This window comes from Biostraticola tofi (assembly GCF_004343195.1).
Taxonomy (GTDB): domain Bacteria; phylum Pseudomonadota; class Gammaproteobacteria; order Enterobacterales; family Enterobacteriaceae; genus Biostraticola; species Biostraticola tofi.
Genome location: NZ_SMCR01000001.1, coordinates 113,652 through 132,166, shown reverse-complemented (window position 1 = coordinate 132,166; position 18,515 = coordinate 113,652). Strand labels below are relative to the sequence as shown.

At 51.3% G+C, this 18,515-nt stretch carries 16 protein-coding genes; 8 read left to right on the top strand and 8 right to left on the bottom strand.

What is annotated here, in order from left to right; genetic code table 11:
* Positions 1–329: 329 nt before the first annotated feature.
* The 4 genes from EDC52_RS00615 to EDC52_RS00600 are packed head-to-tail and all read left to right on the top strand — an operon-like array spanning position 330 to position 3,065.
* Positions 330–563: a hypothetical protein gene (locus EDC52_RS00615; RefSeq protein ID WP_131863332.1), complete on the top strand. Its 234-nt coding sequence runs from the start codon at positions 330–332 to the stop codon at positions 561–563.
* 53 nt (positions 564–616) lie between these two features.
* Complete coding sequence (locus EDC52_RS00610) at positions 617–1,399, top strand: SAM-dependent methyltransferase (RefSeq protein ID WP_131863331.1); 783 nt, start codon at positions 617–619, stop codon at positions 1,397–1,399.
* A 12-nt stretch (positions 1,400–1,411) separates the two neighbouring features.
* Positions 1,412–2,341, top strand: coding sequence for a hypothetical protein (locus tag EDC52_RS00605; protein WP_131863330.1), 930 nt, complete (start codon positions 1,412–1,414; stop codon positions 2,339–2,341).
* Complete coding sequence (locus EDC52_RS00600) at positions 2,334–3,065, top strand: 2OG-Fe(II) oxygenase (RefSeq protein WP_131863329.1); 732 nt, start codon at positions 2,334–2,336, stop codon at positions 3,063–3,065. Before EDC52_RS00605 ends, EDC52_RS00600 begins: the two co-directional genes overlap by 8 nt.
* Before the next feature lie 51 nt (positions 3,066–3,116).
* Here the strand turns inward: EDC52_RS00600 and EDC52_RS00595 are convergent, their stop codons facing one another.
* Both EDC52_RS00595 and fumC read right to left on the bottom strand, forming a co-directional pair.
* On the bottom strand, positions 3,117–4,190 hold the full coding sequence (locus tag EDC52_RS00595) for an MFS transporter (RefSeq protein ID WP_230467939.1): 1,074 nt from the start codon (positions 4,188–4,190) through the stop codon (positions 3,117–3,119).
* A 344-nt stretch (positions 4,191–4,534) separates the two neighbouring features.
* Positions 4,535–5,932, bottom strand: a complete 1,398-nt coding sequence (gene fumC, locus EDC52_RS00590) for a class II fumarate hydratase (RefSeq protein ID WP_131863327.1) — start codon at positions 5,930–5,932, stop codon at positions 4,535–4,537.
* A gap of 159 nt (positions 5,933–6,091) precedes the next feature.
* Here fumC and manA point away from each other — a divergent pair, with 159 nt between their 5' ends.
* The 4 genes from manA to EDC52_RS00570 all read left to right on the top strand — a co-directional run bounded on the left by manA (position 6,092) and on the right by EDC52_RS00570 (position 11,119).
* A complete protein-coding gene (gene manA / locus EDC52_RS00585) occupies positions 6,092–7,267 on the top strand; it encodes a mannose-6-phosphate isomerase (RefSeq protein ID WP_131863326.1) in 1,176 nt (391 codons plus the stop codon).
* 124 nt (positions 7,268–7,391) lie between these two features.
* Positions 7,392–8,900, top strand: a complete 1,509-nt coding sequence (locus EDC52_RS00580) for a YdgA family protein (RefSeq protein ID WP_131863325.1) — start codon at positions 7,392–7,394, stop codon at positions 8,898–8,900.
* A 202-nt stretch (positions 8,901–9,102) separates the two neighbouring features.
* Complete coding sequence (gene add, locus EDC52_RS00575) at positions 9,103–10,110, top strand: adenosine deaminase (protein ID WP_131863324.1); 1,008 nt, start codon at positions 9,103–9,105, stop codon at positions 10,108–10,110.
* Between the two features lie 262 nt (positions 10,111–10,372).
* On the top strand, positions 10,373–11,119 hold the full coding sequence (locus EDC52_RS00570; protein WP_131863323.1) for a hypothetical protein: 747 nt from the start codon (positions 10,373–10,375) through the stop codon (positions 11,117–11,119).
* A gap of 57 nt (positions 11,120–11,176) precedes the next feature.
* On the opposite strand, the gene EDC52_RS00565 is transcribed toward EDC52_RS00570, so the two are convergent.
* The 6 genes from EDC52_RS00565 to EDC52_RS00540 all read right to left on the bottom strand — a co-directional run bounded on the left by EDC52_RS00565 (position 11,177) and on the right by EDC52_RS00540 (position 18,261).
* Complete coding sequence (locus EDC52_RS00565) at positions 11,177–12,199, bottom strand: bile acid:sodium symporter family protein (RefSeq protein ID WP_131863322.1); 1,023 nt, start codon at positions 12,197–12,199, stop codon at positions 11,177–11,179.
* Positions 12,200–12,422: 223 nt separating this feature from the next.
* Entirely contained in the window at positions 12,423–13,469 is a 1,047-nt protein-coding gene (locus EDC52_RS00560) for an oxidoreductase (RefSeq protein WP_131863321.1), read from the bottom strand.
* Between the two features lie 102 nt (positions 13,470–13,571).
* Complete coding sequence (gene araC / locus EDC52_RS00555; protein WP_131863320.1) at positions 13,572–14,510, bottom strand: arabinose operon transcriptional regulator AraC; 939 nt, start codon at positions 14,508–14,510, stop codon at positions 13,572–13,574.
* Between the two features lie 106 nt (positions 14,511–14,616).
* Positions 14,617–15,600, bottom strand: coding sequence for an L-arabinose ABC transporter permease AraH (araH, locus tag EDC52_RS00550; RefSeq protein WP_131863319.1), 984 nt, complete (start codon positions 15,598–15,600; stop codon positions 14,617–14,619).
* 17 nt (positions 15,601–15,617) lie between these two features.
* Complete coding sequence (araG, locus tag EDC52_RS00545; protein WP_131863318.1) at positions 15,618–17,147, bottom strand: L-arabinose ABC transporter ATP-binding protein AraG; 1,530 nt, start codon at positions 17,145–17,147, stop codon at positions 15,618–15,620.
* Positions 17,148–17,280: 133 nt separating this feature from the next.
* Positions 17,281–18,261 (bottom strand): arabinose ABC transporter substrate-binding protein, encoded by a 981-nt coding sequence (locus EDC52_RS00540; protein WP_131863317.1) that lies wholly within the window; start codon positions 18,259–18,261, stop codon positions 17,281–17,283.
* Positions 18,262–18,515: the final 254 nt, after the last annotated feature.

The following is an 18,515-nucleotide window of genomic DNA, read 5'->3' as shown; positions in this document are numbered from 1 at the left end:
ATAACTTTTTGGCGCTGTTAATATCACCTCATATTTTCCTGTGATCGATGAAACTATCGAATTGATAAATATTAAAAATTTGTTCAATCCTGCTCATAGTCATGTCGAACTAGGCCATCCAACATATTAAGTTCGTTGATGTAATGTTGTTGTCACGAGTCCAATTGACACTATAAATATGAGTTGTCTATTGCCGATTTAGCGGCGTATAGACGAATACGGGCGGCTGCAGCTGAGATTTAAACTCATCGGATGCCCTCGAGCAACCAATGAAAAGCTCGCTGCAGACTCACCGCCTTATTAACTCATCAAGATATAAGGATATAGCTATGGAAACCGATGACAGCAAGATGCACCCGCGGTTACAGGCAGTTGCCCCATTGAACCTGGCCAGGGTAATTGGCGGATTTGATTCCATTCGTTTATCGCCGCCGAGCGGGCCGGCGCCAATACCACTCAATCAGCAGCAATTGATCGGTGGTGCGGATTCCGCCAAAGCATCCCATCCACGCCTGCAAGCGGTCGCGCCAATGAATCTGGCCAAGGTGATTGGTGATTTCTAAGTAATGCTTCTAAGCCTCAACCCAGGTTGAGGCTTTTCAAGAAAAGGATTTTTATGGGCATTATCTCAGTCATCGGTAGTGGCATGCTGGGTGTTGAACAGATCACGACCGAGGGATTTTCCGTTATTCATCGCGCTGATCGGGTGTACTGGATCGGTGATATAGCGGGTTTGAAGGAATATTGTGCGCATCGGACAATATCTTATCAAGACTTATCGTATTTATATGAACATGGCGCCATTGATACTGATAATTACCGCCGGATAATTCAGCACGTCATGTTAGCACTCACCGAATGCGACCATATAGGCCTGGTGGTTCCTGGCCATCCCAGGTTGGGAGTAACGATTGTTCAGTTACTGCAGCAGCAAAATAAATCAGGGGATTTCGAATTTCATTGTTATCCGGGAATTTCCAGTTTCGCCGCTATGATCAACGATATCGGCATAGACCCCTTAGAAGAAGGAGTGAGTATTGTTGATGTGAACCGGTTAATTCTCTATGACTACATGATGGATCCCTGTCTCAATTATTTTATTTATCATGCTAGCTCCATCGGTAATGCTAATACTGATTATTCAACGCCGCAGATATCAAACAAAATACCTTACTTGAAATCCAAGCTATTGAAACATTACCCAGCCCATACTCACCTGTTTTTGCTGAGCTCATCAACGATTAAAGGGGAATTCGCGGAAAAGTTACCAGGTCAACTAGCAAACCTTGAAGCACTGCTTTCACAGGTGACCTATCGACATACCCTGTATATCCCATGCAGTTTGCCCAGCAAATCTCAGGTCAACCACAACTTTTTACAGGAAATTCACCTTGTTTAGCAGGAGATCCCCGTGTCGTTACTTCCGTATGGCAGAAAGGAAATGCTGAAGGATTACACCTCGTGCTGTAGGCAATCAGCCCATTATCAAGATCTGCTTGAACAGTGGCCGCCTATCTGCGCAAAAGTGCGCGATCGAGCTACTCATAACCATTTTCGGTTCACTCTGACCCGCCAGCAGGTCACAAGAATTCGCATAGCGAACAGCGTATTTAACTGGGCTAACGCCGAAGCAGGCGAGGCCATGGCATTACTGATGAGGATTTCTGATGTCGATTGCATTCCGGCATGCGACAACCGATTAGCATTTCTTAAGCAGGGTCAGAAACAATTCTCTTTGTTGTGTGAGCGTGAAATGGAATTCATTACTGATTTTATCTCCACCTGGGTATGGCTCACCCCGAAAAACGGATTTGCCAATAATGGTAATGCCTCTTTTTACCAGATCCCACATGTTACGTTTATTTCTGACGCTACCCTGTTTTTTATTCCTCCGTTCCATCAGATTCCAAGACAATTCGGTTTCCTGGGCTTTGTTGAAAATCTTTATCATGAAGCGCTCCATCATCAGATTCATACCTTCCTCGCCTTTCATGGCCAGAAATACTGCTACGGCAATCTTGCAGAGTCGCTGATGCAATTTCCCCAACGCCAAGACCGGACCTTCAGTTATAGCCAGGCGTTCAACGCCTGCTATGTGTATGGGGAAATAGTCAAATATCGACAGAAGGTCGCCAACGCCCTTAAAGAGGGCTATCGCCCAGTTGATTCTGCCTGGATAACGGAGGCGTTGAGTTCAGCAATCATGATGCACTCCAATCTCATTGAGCGCCTGTATTGCATCAAGGAGGCGTTTTTACCGCCATGGAAATTGCTTATCGAGGCATGGAAGTTCGAAAACAAACCGGTCGTCGATCTCACTAAGGGAAACTGTGATGAATAAAGTTGTCAAGGGAGAGGGCTATCTGATGTTCGATGATTTCCTGCATCAGGATGAGCTGTTAGCCATTCAATTATACCTGCAATTTGAAAATTACTTTCTGGTTCATTCTCAAGGCTGGTCTAAATCATGGCGTATGAACGACGGTGAGCCGTTAGCCAGTATGAGCTATATGTATTCATTACTGACAGAAAAAACGACGTTAAATGACAATGTTATCCTGCAAGGTATTCATATTCTGAGTGTCAAAATAAGCACTATTTCCGCAAGACTGCGCGATTTTCTTGGTGCAGATTGGAATGCCTTTTCACTGACGACATTTCTCTATCCAGCGGGCAGCGGACTGGGTTGGCATGAAGATGACGGGCAATATAAAGGGGCGTATATCTTTTATGCCCATCCGCAATGGAAACCAGACTGGGGTGGAGAGCTGTTTATCACCCATCAGTCGGTAAACCCCAGCGCCGGACTGCCTGAACAGATCTATCAGGCTTCTGAGGAAGTCCTGCGGATGTCGGGAATCACTGGCGGAGCCGTCGGGCCAGAGTTTGGCTGGACTCTGCGTGAGCGCAATATTTTTGATGACGGGATCGGTACTTTTATTTCCCCCAAGCCCAATCGGCTGGTGATTGTCAAACCCGAATATTCTCACTGTATCAAGAAAGTTGACGTCAGCGCCGGCGATAATCCACGCTGTTCAATTGCCGGTTTCTTCCATATAAACTGAAAATGCGGCCGGCCTGTAAGCGGTCGGCCGCTTCAATGAAATCAAATCTGACTAAACCCTCTTCCGCACATATAAAATCAATAGCGAAGATAAAAATAATCCAAAAATCGAACAAATAACCAGAGCCGCCGGGCTGCCTAATCTGTCAGCCAGCAAGCCAGCCAATATACTCATCACTGCGCCAATGACAATTTGTCTCCGGTAACTGCTAGCTGAAGCGGCCGCCACCTGATGTTTGTCAAAATTTGTCAGCAGGCTATACCAGCCTAGGCTGTAAACAATGTTGGAAAACAGATGGGCGGAGAAAACCAACAGTACGGAAACAAACAAAAATGGCGTTAGCGGAACCAACAGATAGCATGAAATAAATGCCGCCAGGCAGGCGATGATAAACCGAGAGGACTGATGCTTATAACGCTCTTCCTTCACTAAAAATGGCCCCAGTAATTGTCCTAGGCTGCGTGAGAACAATAGAAACAGCATAGTTTCCTGTTGATCATGATGACTGTGCACCAGCGTAGGCAGCAACGACATCGCCGGAGCGCCGCAGGTGGACAGTGCTGGCAAGACATAAAGACTTGCACGCTGTTCAGATGACAGTCTGTCAGGTAAGTCCTGCGCGTAGACCTGCTGATGGTGTTTGCCAGAAAGCTTTGGTAACACCAAGATGAAGAGGACAGCAATGATATAGCTGACCAGATTGACCAGCAGATAGGTGTGACTGTGAATGACACCATAGAGGAATACGCCAATACCAATACCGAATAAAACCTGGCAAGCGAACACCAGCGTGTCAATTACCGCACCGGTCCCGATATCTGCTGGATCAAGTTTATGTTTGGTAAAATGATTGATGGCTGGAATGGTTATCCCGGCGGCCAATGATGAAGCAATCCCGGCAAGCTGCAGAATAGCCACAGAATCATGCGCTAACCCGTACCAGGGGATCATCAGTCCCAATGCGCCAAGGCATTCCGCAATGATGAAGCAATATTTTGCCTCAATGCGTTTAAGCAGATACTTTCCGGCGATACTGCCTAGAAATCCTGGCGACGTTGACAGCATAAACGCCAGAGCAAAGGAAGACGGGGCCGCAGCCAATCTTGCCAGTTCACCGAACACCATGATGAACGTCAATCCCGAGCCTACGGAACTGCAAATCAACGCTAAAATCAGCATCCTTAACCAAGGATACTTGCGCATTGAGCGAAGCAATATCTGAAGCATAGACACCTCAAGGCCAATTAACGATGTTGTAAATTGATTTCCTCTCCTTGTGGTATCAATTACATCGGTTTGTCCCTCGCCTGGACCTGGCCGTTGAGATGGTAGTCATATCCGAGTATAGAGCGTATTTTTCTGATTTAATAGCTGGATAAGCCGAATGAGAGATGAGGAAAATGGGCCTTTGATATTGTGCGACTGATGCCGCCAGACAAAGCGGCATCAATCCAAGAGCAGTAAAGGCGTTACCCCTTCATACTGCCGACCATATCTTCCGGCCGCACCCACTGATCGAATTCCGCTTCGGTGAGGTAGCCCAGTTTAAGCGCGGACGCCTTCAGGGTCAGCCCCTCTTTATGCGCCTGCTTGGCAATTTCAGCCGCTTTGTCGTAACCGATATGGGTATTAAGCGCCGTTACCAGCATTAATGATTCATTCAGCAACTGCTCGATGCGATCGCGGTTAGGTTCAATGCCCACCGCGCAGTGATGATTAAAACTGTCGATGCCATCAGCCAGCAGTCGGACCGACTGCAGGAAATTATGGATAACCATCGGACGATAGACATTCAGCTCGAAGTTACCTGACGCGCCGCCGATATTCAGTGCGGCATCATTCCCCATCACCTGACAACACAGCATGGTAACGGCCTCACACTGGGTCGGATTGACCTTACCCGGCATGATCGAGCTACCCGGTTCATTTTCAGGTATGCTGATTTCGCCGATACCGCAACGAGGACCAGAAGACAGCCAGCGCACATCATTGGCAATTTTCATCATTGAAGCCGCCAGGCCTTTAAGCGCGCCATGGGCATGAACCAGCGCGTCGCAGGTGCCGAGAGCTTCAAATTTATTGGGTGCGGTCACAAAAGGCTGGCCAGTCAGCTCTGCCAGCGCTTTGGCAACACGGACGGCATACTCGGGATGGGTGTTAAGGCCGGTGCCAACGGCAGTGCCGCCCAACGCAAGCTCACTCAAATGAGGCACGCTGTCTTCGATATGTTTGAGGCTGTTATCAAGCATCGCTACCCATCCGGAAATGGCCTGGCCGAGCGTCAATGGCGTCGCATCCTGCAGATGAGTGCGGCCAATTTTAACGATATCGCGAAAGGCGGCTGATTTTTCCGCCAGCGTAGTTCTTAATACCTTGATTTGCGGCACCAGATGCTCATGCAGGGCGATAACCGCCGCCACATGCATTGCGGTGGGAAAAACGTCATTGGAACTCTGGCTCTTGTTCACATCATCATTGGGATGAACCAGGCGCGTTTCACCGCGTTCGCCACCCAGGATTTCACTGGCGCGGTTTGCCAGGACTTCGTTCATATTCATATTGCTCTGGGTACCAGAGCCCGTTTGCCAGATTGCCAGGGGAAACTCATCAGGATGCTGGCCGGCCAGCACTTCATCTGCCGCCTTGATAATGGCGCCAGCCCGATCGGCGGGCAACAGGCCGAGATCCTGATTGACTGCAGCCGCAGCGCGCTTGGTCTGAGCCAGAGCATTGATCAATGCCGGCGGCATTTTTTCAATGGAAATGCGGAAGTGCTCAAGGGAACGCTGGGTCTGAGCTCCCCAAAGGTGCTCTGCCGGCACATCGATAGGGCCCATTGAGTCTTTTTCAACGCGTGTTACGGACATTCACTGCCTCCTGGTATTCTTCCTAAAGATCAAGATCCTGCCCGGATGTGATTCCAAACACACTCCGGGCATTGCTACTATGGTCGCATAGAAAAGCTTACCATTATGCGACCCGCTCGCGTTATTCCATTTAAATGTGAATTTTTATCGGGAAAAGCCATGAAAAAATTGATAAATACCGTCCAGAATTACGCCTGGGGTAGCCGTGATGCGCTGACCCGCCTGTACGGTATCGCCAACCCTTCCGCCAAGCCAATGGCTGAGCTATGGATGGGCGCACATCCCAAAAGCAGTTCCCGCATCCAGGACGACAGCGGCCAGGAGATTTCCCTGCGCGAGGTGATTACCGCTCATCCGGAGAACATGCTCGGTGAGCCGGTTAGCCGCCGATTCGGCGAGCTGCCTTTTCTGTTCAAAGTGTTGTGCGCCAATGAACCGCTGTCAATTCAGGTCCACCCGAGTAAAGCGGCCGCAGAACGTGGCTATGCCAAAGAGAACCAGGCCAGCGTTCCGCTTGATGCCGCTCATCGTAATTACAAAGATGCCAATCATAAGCCTGAACTGGTGTTTGCCCTGACGCCGTTCCAGGCTATCAACGGTTTTCGCGAAACGTCCGCCATCGTTTCACTGCTGCAGCCAATTGCCGGCGCTCATCCCAGCATTGCCGCTTTTTTACAGCATCCCGACCAGCCGCATCTCGCCACCCTGTTTGGTGATTTGCTCAATATGGCCGGCGAAGAGAAATCACTGGCGCTGGATATTCTCAAGAAGGCGCTGGAGCATCAGCATGGCGAGCCTTGGGATACCATCAGGATGATTGCCGGCAGCTATCCCGACGACAGTGGCCTGTTCTCTCCTTTGCTGCTCAATGTGATTACCCTGCAGCCCGGTGAGGCGATGTTTTTATTTGCCGAAACGCCGCATGCCTACCTGAAAGGGGTGGCCCTGGAAGTGATGGCTAACTCAGACAATGTTTTGCGCGCAGGTCTGACACCTAAATATATCGATGTGCCTGAATTGCTGGCTAACGTGAAATTCGTCGCCAAACCGGAAAATCAGCTGCTTACACGCCCCATTAAACATGAAGGCACCCTGACCTTCCCTATCCCGGTTGAAGATTTCGCCTTCTCTATCCATTCGCTGTCAACGGTTTCACAGCGGCTGGCGCAGCAAAGCGCTGCTATCCTGTTCTGCGTCGAAGGCCAGGCAGTCATCACAGCCGAAGGAGAACAACTGGCGCTTAAGCCGGGTGAGTCCGCCTTTATCTCGGCCGGAGAGTCTCCGGTGGAGGTCAGCGGTACCGGTCGTCTGGCACGGGTTTATAACGAACTTTAGTCAGGTTGAGCCATCTCTTGCTACTATTAGCACAGGCGGGGATAGATAAGCCCCGTTTACGCTCTGGTTTTGCCGTCGCCACTGGCAATGGGGCATAAGGAATACCATAAAGGATGCACAGATAATGAAAAAGACACTTGTAGCGGTCAGTGTGATCGTGATATTAGGCGCAGCGTGGACCGGAGCCGCATGGTACACCGGCAAGCAATTTGAACAACGTTTACCGGGTCTGGTCGCTAGCGCCAATGATCGCCTGAACACCGCATTCCCTGAAGCCGGTGTTAAGCTTGCCTATCAGGATTACCAGCGCGGCCTGTTCAATAGCCACCTTAACCTGGTGTTACAATCAGACGGCAGTACCGGCGAAAACAAACCCCTCAAGCCCGGCGAAGAAATTGTTCTTCGTGAAGCGGTTTCTCACGGCCCCTTGCCGTTTGCACAGTTGAAGCGCGGCGTACTGATCCCGAGTATGGCGTCAGTTCACAGTGAACTGGTAAATACCCCCGCCAGCAAAGCAGCATTTGATGCCGCTAAAGGCCAATCTCCGCTGACGGCGGAAACGCGGGTCAGCTACAACGGCGATACCGCATCTGCGATTGATCTTGCCGAGCTGGATTACAAAGGAGCGGAAACACGGGTCCGCTCCAGCGGCGGCAGTTTCGATACCGATGTCAGCCGTGATGGTAAAACGGTTAAAATCGACGGTGGCATCAGCAGCCTGCTTATCGGCTACCAGAAACCCGGCCAGAACCATGAACAGCTGACGCTGCAGGAATTCAAGCTGGAAAACGACACTAAAGCCAGCCCCCAAGGCTATAGCATCGGCAACAATACCCTGAAGGCTAAATCACTCGCCTATAACCTGGACGGCAAAGATATCTTGGTTATCGATAACCCCTCGCAGGTCACTAAAGCAGATGAAACCGATGGGAAAATGGGAGTAAACATTGTCTACTCGCTGGACAAACTGAGCGTGCAGGGGGAAGATTTCGGCTCCGGTAAAGCTGTGGTAAATCTGTCTAACCTGGATCCTAAAGCTCTGGAACAGTTCAGTACCCACTATCACGACCAGGTGGAGCAGATTATGCAGCATACCGGTGATATTGAACCTGCTGCGTTACAATCCCAGATTACGCAGGCATTTCTGCAAAATCTGCCTACGGCGTTGAAGGGCAGCCCTTACCTGAGCATTGCACCACTAAGCTGGAAGAACAGCAAAGGCGAGAGCGCCTTCAACCTGACACTGAATATGAATGATCCCGCTCAGTCAACCGAGCAGCCGCAAACCCCGGAGCAGGCGTTTTCTCGCTATATCAACAAAATCGAAGCCAAGTTAACGGTACCGCTTGATATGGCGACCTACACCACCGCCCAGGTCGGCAAACTGCAGGGCTACAGCGCTGAAGATGCCGATAAACTGGCTAAGCAGCAAGTGCAGGGACTGGCTGCCATGGGGCAGATGTTTAAATTGACCACGGTTAAAGATGATGTGCTGACCAGCAGTTTTTATTTTGCTGACGGCCAGATTAACCTGAATGGCCAGAAAATGTCGTTGCAGGATTTCCTTGGCATGTTCGGTATGTTTGGTTTGGGCCAGCCGGCGCAACCCGGTGTTGCCCTGCCGGCAGAGTAATCGGTGGCCAGGGTGTGTTCAGGCCAAGCCAGCTACTGCCAGAGGTTGGATTGATTGTTACCCGGCCCACCTGACTGTCCCCGTCGCCATGGCGGGGATTTTTTTGCCGCACCAGGATGAAACGCCCGTCTGGCTGACCGTTTTTACCCTTTGCCGCTGGCAGGTTATAATAAAGACAAATTCCGCGACATAGACTTTCCTGATGAATACTGCTTACCGCCATCACCTGCCGTTTATCGATCTTCACCGCCACCTGGATGGTAATATCCGTGCTCAAACCATTCTGGATTTGGGGAGAGAGTTTAACCTTACTTTGCCAGCTGACTCTATTGAGACTTTACTTCCCCATGTGCAGGTGACTGAGTCACAGCCCGATCTGGTCAGCTTTCTGCAGAAACTTGATTGGGGGGTGGCCGTGTTGGGGTCTGCCGATGCCTGTCGCCGGGTAGCCTATGAAAATGTGGCCGATGCCGCAGCTATCGGCATTGATTATGCCGAACTACGGTTTTCACCCGGTTATATGGCGATGAATCATCAGTTGCATCCACAGGCGGTGGTCGAGGCCGTGATAGAAGGTGTCAAAGCAGGCTGTAAAGATTTCCCGGTCGATATCCGTCTTATCGGTATCATGAGCCGTACCTTCGGGGAAGAGGCCTGCGAGCAGGAATTGGATGCGCTCCTCGCTTGCCGGGATGGCATTACCGCCCTGGATCTGGCGGGAGATGAGCTTGGATTCCCCGGCAGTCTGTTCCTGCCCCATTTCAGCCGGGCCCGCGATGCCGGTCTGCAGATTACCGTCCATGCCGGTGAAGCGGCAGGTGCGGCGAGTATCTGGCAGGCGATTAACGAGCTGGGCGCCAGACGTATCGGCCACGGTGTCAATGCGATTGAAGATCCGGCGCTGATGGATTTTCTGCGTGACCATCATATCGGCATCGAAAGCTGCCTGACCTCGAACATCCAGACCAGTACCGTCTCTGCCCTGGCCCACCACCCGCTAAAGCGTTTTCTCGACCACGGTATACTGGCGACCATCAATTCCGATGATCCTGCGGTTCAGGGGGTTGATCTGGATTATGAATTTAGCATTGCCGCACCTGCCGCCGGCCTGTCTCGACAAGATATCCTTACCGCGCAGCACAACGCGCTGGCCATTGCCTTTTTAAGCGAGACTGAAAAACAACAGCTTATTGCGCAATCACGCATTTAATGACTCTCTGCGGGGCGTGCCGCAAAGGCTGGATATATCCGCTGTTCAGCCTTTTTTTTGTAAATTTCGGGTAAAACGTGTCTGACGCTCTTCCGGCAGATTATTTTCCATTTACCCCAGTTTTCCGCTTTCATCTTACCCCATCATCCGCGGCCGACATAACTTACTGAACACATTCACTCTTGTTAAGACTATTCATAATCAATAATCTTTTATTTAATTAAATGCTAATTATCGCTCAGCCTTACTGTGGGTTATCCCCGTGCGTAAAAAAAAAGTGACCTATATCATTACCAATATCCCGAATAATACTCCCCCTTCGTCTGAACTGGTATCTCAAATACAACTTGTCAGAAAGACGCTGTTTAGCAGAAATTTGGCCGCTGAAGAGATTGTCAGTAAGTTTTTTCCTGTTGGTGCTTATAACAGGAGATGTATCATTTTCTTTGATGAGACCAAAACACCATCGGGATACTTATGTCTTCAGACATATAAAATACAGAAACTGGATATTGCCATTTTCCGAAATCAAGTTGCTTTATTGAATAAAATCAGAGGGAAAGTCGCGATAAAAGGTCATATATTAGTCTATTTATTTAGCGACTGGCGTGTTTATTTGAAAAAATGCTATTTATTATATTATATGATAAACCCCTTATCTTACGCTCTGGTCATGAAATTTTTGCAGAATGGTGCCTGGCCAGGATATCAACACGGTGGGAGTACAACGCATATTGAGAAATATCGACAAATCATAACCGAAATAGACCGTTCGGTAGTGGAGGTCAACGGCGTGTTTGTTCATGAGAGCAACGATGGCGCAGTGGTAGAAGAGATAGATTTGATAGAGGATTCAGATACAGCATTTTTTTTACAGAAAAACGCAGGATATACCCATGGCGACGGCCTGGTTGTATTAGCTGAAATTAACGTGTCCAAGTTGGTCACCTATTTGATCAGATATTTTTCACGAAAATGGGTCAAAAATACGCGAACAAAGGTGAGTTGACGAGCCAAAAATACAGTAGATAACACGGTAAGGCCTGTACCGTGTTATCGAGAGGTGTCAGACAGAAGGACGCGATGCTGCGTCGTTACCCTTGCTGCCGTTTTGTTCTGCAGCGATGCGCCGGGCATAACGTTGAGCCAGGACCGCACAGACCATTAACTGCACCTGATGGAAAATCATCAGCGGCAGGACAATCGCGCCGACTGCGGCCGAGGGAAACAGTACGTTGGCCATTGGGATACCATTGGCCAGGCTCTTTTTGGACCCGCAGAAAACAATGGTGATTTCGTCCGCGGTATTGAAGCCCATCAGCCGCGCCGTCCAGGTATTGACCACCAGCACAATCGCCAGCAGTACCAGCGAGAACGCCAGGATAGCGACCAGCGACCAACCGGTAATCTGGTGCCAAATGCCCTCGACCACTGCCGCACTGAAGGCGGTATAGACCACCAGCAATATCGATGATCGATCGGTGATATTAATCAGTTTTTTATGCCGAGCCACCCAGGCGCCAATCAGCGGTCGGGACAGGTGTCCGATAACAAACGGCACCATCAGCTGTAGAATAATCGCACCGATAGCGTGAAGGGTGTTGGAAGATGCCCCATCCTGGGTATGCATCAGCAAGCCAACCAGCACTGGCGAAAGGAATACCCCCAGGATACTGGACGCCGATGCGCTACAAATGGCTGCCGCTACGTTGCCGCCAGCCACTGAGGTAAAGGCAATAGCGGACTGCACGGTTGCAGGTAACGCGCAAAGATACAGAAAGCCAAGATAGACCGGCGTCTCGAGCAGAGCAGGCACAAACACTTTCATGGCAATGCCCAGTAAAGGGAACAGCGCAAAAGTACTGAGAAAGACCACCAGATGTAGCCGCCAGTGCCCCATGCCGCCGATAATGGCTTCTCGGGAAAGCTTGGCGCCATGCATAAAAAACAGCAGCGCTATGGCGGCGGTGGTCAGATATTCGAAGAACACTTTGACAATTCCCCGGCAGGGAAAAAATGACGCTACGATCACTACCACAACCAGAACCAACAGAAATTTATCAATACGCAGACGCTGAAACCAAGACATGTCAAAGACCTTAACCTAGAAGCCCAATTTACGATTCATCGATCGTCCCAATACTGCAAAACATCATTTAATAACATCACTCCCTTGCCCTCCTGACCGCCGCCGGCCAGGAGGGTTAGCGACTGTGCGCTTCGGTAATCAGCAAAGTTACCGACTGTGCGCTTCGGCAATCAGCAGAGTTACCGACCAAAGCTTTCGATAATAATGCCAACGTCCTTACTTGCTAGCCGTTTTTCACTGCCAGGGTCTTTTTTTGTTCCGAAGAAGCAATGCCCAGCTCGATCAATTCCATCACTTTGATGGCCTGTTCAGCCGTGACCGGATTCTGGCTGCCTAGCTGAACGGCCTGGGTTATCGCAGCATAATAAGCCGGATAGTTGCCCGGAAGCGTTGGCACCGATGACGCGATCAGGGTACCTTCGCTGAGGTGGGTCAGCACACCATGGCGGTCATCCTGCCCCCAGTCAGCCGCGGGCGGACGCAATCCGCTTTTAAGCCGATCCTCTTGTGGATCGAGCCCCCATTTGACATAGCTCCCCTTGCCGCCGTGCACAATATAGCGCGGCGATTCAGCCGCAGCCAGCAAGGTGCCATGCAGGGCAACGCGTTTATTGGGATAGGTCAGCGTAGCGTGGAAATAATCGGTGGTCTGACCGCCTGGGCGCAGTTGCGCCAGATCGGCATTGATGGCAACCGGCATACCAAAAAGCGTGATGGCCTGGTCGATAAGATGCGGACCAAGATCATACCAGATGCCGCTCCCTGCCCCCGCCTGCTCGCGCCACCGTTGCTGGACTTCGGGACGAAACCGGTCGAAGTGGGATTCAAAATAGCTGATATCGCCCAGGTTGCCATCTTCCATAAGGCCCTTCAGGGTGAGGAAATCACTGTCCCAGCGGCGGTTGTGAAACACCGACAGTAGACGCCCGGCGCTTTCGGCCAACTGTTTGAGTTCATGGGCCTGGGACAGTGTTACGGTGAAAGGTTTGTCGATAACAACATGCTTGCCGGCCAGCAGCGCCTGCTTGGCGAGGGGGAAATGGGTATCGTTTGGCGTTGGGATGACAATCAAGTCGATATCGGGATGATTAATCAACGCCTGCGGGTTATCGACGACCTGCACAGACGGCCAGTCTGCCCTGACCTTAGCGGCATCGCGTGACGATATGACATCCAGGCTCATGCCCGGCGTCCCGTTAATCAAGGGCGCATGAAAGGTTTTACTGGCAAAACCATAGCCTATGAGACCAATCCGAAGTTGTTCAGCCATCTGGGTTCCTCGTGCTCGGCGACTTTGGGCCGCACGGATAGAGCCCTCCACCTGACCGGCGGAGGGACGGGTGCTGTTTTACCCGTAAACCATAGCAATAATTTATCCGCCGCCGATAGCCTTTTCGTTGGGTCCGGACCAATTGGCCGTCGAAAGCGGTGCCCGACCAGGGTAATTTATCTCACTGCTGCGCCGGCGAAAATCGCTGGGGCTAACACCGACCCGCTTGCGGAATACCCGTGAGAAATACAGTTGATCATCATAACCGACCACCCGTCCGATATTGGCAATCGATTCCTGAGTGGTCTGGAGCAACAGCTTGGCTCTGATGACGCGCTGGTCTTCACGCCAGCGCAGAATATTGATACCGACCTGCTCGCGGAACAGATGCGCCATCCTTGACGGGGACAGGCAGACATGTCGGGCCACTTCATCAATACGCAGTTCCCCGGAAAGATTACCGGTAATGAACTGGCAGGCTTCAATAATACGCGGATCCATGATTTTATCCGGACTGCGCGGATCTTCCTCCATAGCACGCAGGATAAGCCGCTCCAGCAGATTCATGCCCAGTTCCTCACTGAAACGTCGGCCAGAGCGCTGGGTCTGCTCGATAGTGGCCAGCAGTCGGTCGAACTCTTTGACCAGCGCCTCACTGCCCAGCGACAGTCGCCCTACGTCATGGATTTTGCTATGCCATTCCAACCAGTCGGTCCAATAGGCTCTCGGCCGGAAATACACCCAGCGGTGATACCAGCAATCACTGTCCGGCGAACGGCCGTAATAGTGGGCGGATTTAGGGGGAAACAGCAGTAAATCGCCTGGATTGGAGACAAATGAACGGTCACCCTCGAATATTTTGCCCTGACCTTTCACCGTCAGGTTGAGGATATACCCTTTCATACCGTCCGGCCTGTCGATAAAGAAATCCAGCGGGCCGTCGGCGATAATCGGCGTAAGGCCGGCAACCAGATAAGCATTAAACATATAACCCGGCAACAGCGGGTTAGACTGCGTCTCATGACTTAAGCGATGGTACATATCACCTCTCTTTATTCGCTGATGGCAAAAGCCAAGCGGCGCCCGGGTGGCGCCGTTGACTTGTGGCCTGACAACCCCTTGCCTTAGAGGTTATGCCTGATATCCCTTAAACGGTACGCTTGGCTTTTTGTTTGTAGCGGTCAAAAATAACCGCCGCCAGCAGGATCACACCGCGCACCACATACTGGGAAAAAGGGGATATATTCAGCAAGTTCATGGCGTTTTCCACCGTACCCAAAATAAGCACCCCGGCAATCACGTAGGAGATCTTGCCAATGCCGCCCTTAAGCGAAACGCCACCCAATACGCAGGCCGAAATCACAATCAACTCATAGCCCAGTGAGGTCATCGGCTGGCCGCTGGTCATACGAGATGCCAGAATGATACCGGCAACCGCCGAGACCAGACCGGACAGCACAAATATGATGATTTTGGTACGCACCACCGGCACGCCGGCCAGACGGGCCGCTTCTTCGTTGCCGCCGATAGCCAGAGTATTGCGACCGAAGGTGGTTTTATTCAGCAGAAAACCAAAGATTGCCATGCAGGCGATGGTGATCCAGATTGGCGCCGGCAGGCCAAGCCAATTGGCATAGCCCAGCACAAAGAAGCGTTCGTCTTCGATTCCGACCGCTTTACCATCGGAAATAATATAAGCCAGGCCTCGGACGATCTGCATGGTCGCCAGTGTGGTGATAAGCGCGTTGATTTTCAGCCGTGCAATGACAAAGCCATTGACCAGGCCGGAAGCGACCCCAATCAACAGCCCGGCCAGCACGCCGAGCCACAGGCTTTCCGTCAGATTGATAGCCACGGCGGTGGTCACGCCGGCGCAAGCGATAACCGACGCGACCGACAAGTCAAAATCACCGGAGGCCAGACAAAACAGCATGCCGCAGGCAACAATCCCCGACATTGAGATGGCAAGCCCGAGACCTTTCATATTGATGAAGCTGGAGAAGTTGGGTACGAAAATGGCACAGGCGATAAACAGCACGGCGAACACCACCAGCATGCCGTAATTGTCCCAGATACGGGAGATACCCTGCGATTTACGGCGTTTGGGCGACGCTGAACTAACCGTTGACATCGTTGACTCCTTCACATTCAGGCAACCGCATGCGCGGGGCTGGTATTGGGTGTATGTAACATCGCCAGGCTCAGCGCTTTTTGCTCAGTGGCGTCATCATGACTGAGTTCACCGGAGATGGCGCCTTCGCGCATCACGACAATGCGATCAGCCAGTCCCAGGACTTCCGGCAGATCGCTGGAGGCAAACAATACGGCAATGCCCCGTTTGGCCAGCGCATAAATCACATGATAGATTTCATGCTTGGCGCCGACATCGATTCCGCGTGTCGGTTCGTCCAGCATAACGACTTTCATGTCTTCAGAAAGCCAGCGCCCCAGTATCGCTTTCTGCTGGTTGCCGCCGGACAAATTCATAATGAGCTGATGGGCACTGGGGGTTTTGATATTCAGCGCCGCGATATGATGCTGGGCATTCTGCTGTTCCCAGCCTTCATTGATAAGAAAACCGGCTTTAATGGTCTTACGCCGGGCGCTGATATTGATGTTCTCCTGGACTGAATGCACCGGGATGATGCCGTCAGCCTTGCGATCTTCCGGGCAAAGCATCAGCCCGGCGCGGATGGCGTCAATCGGCGAGCTGATAGTTATCGGTTGACCATCAAGGCGCAGTTCGCCGCCAGTCAGCCGGGTGCCGCCGAATAACCCTTTCATCAGCTCACTGCGACCGGCTCCCACCAGCCCGAACAGTCCGACGATTTCACCCGCCCGAACCTCAAGGCTTATCGGTTCCTTCACTCCCGGTGCCTTGACCTGGTCAAGCCGCAGCCGGATGTCGCCATGGGGCCGGGGGGCATAGCCATAGATATCCCCTAGATTACGGCCCACCATCGCCTGCACCAGGCGGTCATGGTCCACTTCACACATATCGGTAAACGTGCGCACATATTTTCCGTCTTTGAATACCGTAATGGCATCACTGAGAGCAAAGATTTCTTCCATGCGGTGGGACACGTAGAGAATGACCCGACCCTCGGCGCGTAATTCACGGATGACCCGGAACAATTGTTCGATTTCTCTGGCCGACAGTGAGCTGGTTGGCTCATCAAAGGCAATAACCTTGGCATTCCGTGCCAGCGCCTTGGCTATTTCGACCATTTGCCATTGGCCAATTGACAGGTATTTCAGCGGGGTGTCCGGCGCTATATCCAGTCCCAGATGTTCAAGCTGCAGTGTGGTTTCATAATTGAGGATCGAATTTCTGACCAGGCCGCCCTTGTGCGGCAGCTGACCGAGATAGATATTTTCGGCCACCGTCATTTCCGGCACCAGGTGCAGCTCCTGGTAAATGATAGCCACACCAGCATCCAGGGCATCGGTGGTGGTGGCAAAACTGACGGGCTGCCCTTTGATGCTTATTTCTCCCTGGGTCGGTGAATAATTACCGCTCAGTATTTTTAATAATGTTGACTTCCCGGCACCGTTTTCACCCATCAGGGCGTGTATTTGCCCTTGGTAACAATCAAAACTGATGTCGTCCAGCGCTTTTACACCGGGAAAAGTCTTGCTGATACCTCGAAACGACAGATAAGGCGTTTTAACTGACATGAACACATCCTCACGCGGCCCCCGGTTGCCGGGGCACTTGACTAATGACAGCGTCATGGACCGGGGCAGCTCTGTGCCGCCCCGGAAGAAATCCGTCAGGCTGTAGCTGTGCGACGGAGAGTTAATAAACGCATTACAGGCCTTTTTTATTCAGCTCGTCTTTAAAATTGTCCCGGGTAATAAGCACTACGTCAGTGACTTCGGTGAATTTCGGTGGTTCAACACCTTTGGTCACCCATTCATTGAGCATCTGGATGCTCTTGTAGCCATGTACATCCGGGCTAGGCAAGAGTGAACCATAGAACCCGGTAGCGCTGGACTTGGACAGTTCACTGACCGCATCGACACCGTTGATACCGATGCCTATCACGTTAGGCGCTTTGAATCCCTGTCCTTCGCTGGCCCGGACGCCACCAAGCACGGTGTTGTCATTCATGCCGATAATCAGCCAGTTTTTGACGCCTGAATGCTGTACCAGCATCGAGTTGGCGGCATCGAAAGCGCCAGGGATATCATTTGATTTGGTCGGAACTTGGTAGATTTGCTTTTCCGGGAAACCGGCGGCCTTAAGCGCATCCATGGAGCCGGAGGTCCGGCGGCGTGCAGTATCCAGCTCGTTGGAGGTAATAGCCATTACGCCGGTTTCTTCCACTTTCCAGCCACGCTTGTTCATTTCTTTCCACAGTTCCTGGCCCTGACGTTCGCCAATTTTAGTGGCGGCCATCATGACCAGCGGCACCGTGTCCATCGGCTGACCTTTGGCAGTAACAAACTGATCGTCAACCGCAATGACTTTCAGATCATAGCTGCGGGCTTTAGCCATGATGGCAGACCCCAGTTTCGGATCCGGTGTGCAGATAACGAAACCTTTAGCGCCGCTGGCTGCCAGACTATCAATGGCATTGAGCGTTTTTTCGCCGTCCGGCACCGCAATCTTGATTACGTCAAAGCCTAAATCCTTGCCGGCCTTGTCCGCAAAACGCCATTCTGTCTGGAACCAGGGCTCTTCCGGCTGCTTGACCAGAAAACCCAGCTTGAGGTTTTCCGCCATAGCCGATTGAGACATAACCGCAGCCAGTCCGATGGCGGCAAGCGCCTTAGTGAATTTATGCATGCTACTCTCCGGTTTTTTATGCGCCGAGCACTCTATAACTTCAGCGTGTAAACGTTATCAGATAATTATTAGAGGCCGAATGATGAGGCTAAGCAGCGGATTTTCCGCCATTCATCATGCCGGGCAATCAAGTCGGAGGTAGTTTTAGCCTGAATGTGTTACTAAAATGTAGAGCGTTATCACAGTTCTCAACAACAGCAGGATTGTGCATATATCTAGCAAATTTAACCCTCTGATAACTTTTGACCGTTATC